The 2853-nt window shown below is 33.6% G+C and carries 3 protein-coding genes; all 3 read left to right on the top strand.

Going from position 1 to position 2853, the window contains the following annotated elements:
* The first annotated feature begins 676 nt into the window (after positions 1-676).
* Positions 677-1255, top strand: a complete 579-nt coding sequence (locus tag K737_RS00745) for a methylated-DNA--[protein]-cysteine S-methyltransferase (protein ID WP_006299713.1) — start codon at positions 677-679, stop codon at positions 1253-1255.
* Positions 1236-1967, top strand: a complete 732-nt coding sequence (locus K737_RS00740) for a DNA alkylation repair protein (RefSeq protein WP_024161326.1) — start codon at positions 1236-1238, stop codon at positions 1965-1967. Before K737_RS00745 ends, K737_RS00740 begins: the two co-directional genes overlap by 20 nt.
* Positions 1968-2160: 193 nt before the next feature.
* A partial coding sequence (locus K737_RS00735; protein WP_152531012.1) for a hypothetical protein occupies positions 2161-2853 on the top strand: 693 nt, incomplete at its 3' end.

Raw genomic sequence — 2853 nt, 5'->3', positions numbered from 1 at the left:
GGACAACATCGCCATGGATCTTATCGAGCGCGTCAATGACAGCTTTCAACGCATTAGTCCAACACTTTCAGTTTGATTTGGTATAGAGCTGCATTTATCGATGACTGAAGAATATCTACAATGTGTTTAAGAAATCTTATTGAGCATTGTCCATTGAAAATTACTAAGATCCGGACTGATAATGGTGCTCAATTTACCTATGCGCTTCTAGCTGAGCATCTTTGTCCCAAAAACACCCCCCATCCTTTTGATGCGATGTGTAAAGCTCATAAACTTGAGCATAGGCTTACACAATTTAGACATCCTTGGACCAATACAGGTAGGGGTAGGGGTACAAACAGAATTATCAAACAATATACAACAAAAACATAGATTATCAGTAATTGGAAAAACTTAAAAAGCATTTGATGGCTTTTGTTTTATATTGTTAATCATCGACGTAAACTTAACTTATTGAAATATCAAACTCCCTTTGATATTATTCTTAAAGAGTTCGAGCAAAATCCGTCAAAATTTGATCACAATCCAATATATAGTGTTGGGACTGAACAATTAACAAATATACAAAAATATTATTTTAGGATATAGAAAATGCACTCTAAACAAAAATTTTTCTTGCATAGAAAGCTCAAATGAGGTATATGTTCGACTCTTTTAGTCTAAAAAACATAATAGTATGAATAGCGTTTTTGATTTAAACAAAATATTTTTGCATTCAGATAAAATCTCTGATGAAGGTGTGTATAGGCAAAGCTTAAAAGCCTCTTGGCTTGACACAAAACTTGGCCCCATGATTGCAATTTCTGATGAGACAAACCTTTACCTTTTAGAGTTTGCTGACGGAAAAGGGCTGAAACGTAAGATTGAAAGGCTTAGGCGTGCAACAAAAGCAGTGATTATCCAAAAAAGCACTGCCCTAATAGAATCAGTTGCACTGGAATTAGAGTTCTATTTTGATAGAAAGATCAGGAAATTTATGACACCTCTTCATTTTCTGGGAAGCCTTTTTCAAAATCTTGTTTATGAAGAACTTATGCGTATTCCGTATGGACAGACTCGGAATTATAAGGCTCAAGCGTCAGCTCTTGGAAAGAGTAAGGCTTACCGAGCAGTTGCAAATGCTAACGCAGCAAATCAATTTTCTATTATTGTACCATGTCATCGTGTCATTAATAGCAACGGTGCTCTTGGGGGATACAGTGGTGGTATTACGCGCAAACAATGGCTTATCAATCATGAAAGATGCCATGTCTAGTACGATTCAATCCTTACGAAAAATTTTACAGGACTCTATCGATTCAAGTCCAGAAAAAGCGTCGATCTTTTTCAAGACAGGCCCAGGAGATTATGCTCAAACCGATAAGTTTATGGGCATTACAGTGCCAACTCTACGAAAGATTGCTAAAGATTTTTTGTTTCTTTCTTTGGAAGATTTGGGAATTTTAATACAATCAGCAATAAATGAAGAACGATTACTTGCCCTTATTATCTTGGTTCAAAAATATAAAAAATCGAAAGAAGAACAAAGAGAAGAAATTTACGAATTTTATAGAACAAATATACGCTACGTCAATAATTGGAATTTAGTGGATAGTTCTGCGCATCTTATCATAGGTGCTCATCTTTTTAAAAAAGACCATTATTTTCTTGAAAAACTGTCAGAATCTAAAAATATTTGGGAGCGCAGAATTTCCATTGTCGCCACTTTGTATTTTATCCGAAAATCTGAACTAGACTGTACTTTTAGGATAGCCGAATTATTGAAAGATGATCCACACGATCTTATCCATAAAGCTGTTGGCTGGATGCTTCGAGAAGCGGGGAAAAAAGAGGAAAAAAGATTGATATTGTTTCTTTATGATCATGCGCATACCCTGCCCAAAACCATGCTGAGGTATGCTATGGAAAAACTGAACAACGAACAAAAAGCAGTTATTATAAAATTTAAGAATTCCAAATCATGCTGACCAATACTCCCCTTCTAAACGAAAAAGTTAAAAAATACAAATTGTTTGGAATGAAAATCTAGGTTTTTCAATATTATTATCGATATTTGTTCACTAATAAAAATTAAAATTTTTTTTAACTAAGGAAAAAAATCCTCTTGAAATTTTGTTAATTTTGTATTAAAATAAAGAAGTAAAAAAAATGATTTTATTTATGAATCAAAAATTTTTACTTGTTTTAATACTAAGTAGTTTTGGAAGCGGCTTTGTTGAAAATGTCGCTCAAGGTTCCCCTGGTAATGAGAACCAGCAATCTAATTCTGGTTTTTCTAATCAGTCTCAAGAAGTTCAGCTTCAAAGAGCTGATCTTAATTCTTGGTGCACAAAGGCAGACGCACTTGATCGTTCCTTAGCAAAAATGCTTAATGCTAAAGGTAATATAATTCGTAATATAATTCCATTTTTTAACACTAAAGAAATTCGTACTCCTTTTGAGGCAGAGCCGCTGAATCAAGACGACGCTTCAAGAATGCTTTTAGATAGTTCCAATTCTCAAAGATTACTTTCCGATGTTTTAAACAGAAATACTCCTGAGGCAACAGCGTTAAAAGCAGCTCTAGGAAAAGTTAGTCCGAGAAAATTTTTTGATGTTTTGTTTAGTTTAAATAAAAATGACGCAAAGTATGTTTTAACAGTTTTAAATCACAGCAATTCCAGTGCATTCATTGACTTGTTTTATCGTTTGTCAGAAAGTCTTAACTTAGACACCACCTCTGCAAACTATTTGGGAAAAGCTTTCAGTGTATTAGATCTTGCTCTTGATTCTAAAATAAACATTGATATAGAAAAAACAGATGACACGGTCGAAAAAATTAATATAGAAGAAAAAAAACTTAAAATAATTGGC

Origin of the sequence: Holospora undulata HU1 (assembly GCF_000388175.3) — a bacterium.
GTDB classification, from domain to species: domain Bacteria; phylum Pseudomonadota; class Alphaproteobacteria; order Holosporales; family Holosporaceae; genus Holospora; species Holospora undulata_A.
Note: the sequence above shows the minus strand (reverse complement) of the source record. Positions and strands in the feature narration are given on the sequence as shown.

Excerpts from the sequence above, each read along its gene's own strand:
- K737_RS00745 (WP_006299713.1), top strand. The coding sequence starts at position 677 with ATGAATAGCGTTTTTGATTTAAACAAAATATTTTTGCATTCAGATAAA.
- K737_RS00740 (WP_024161326.1), top strand. The coding sequence starts at position 1,236 with ATGAAAGATGCCATGTCTAGTACGATTCAATCCTTACGAAAAATTTTA.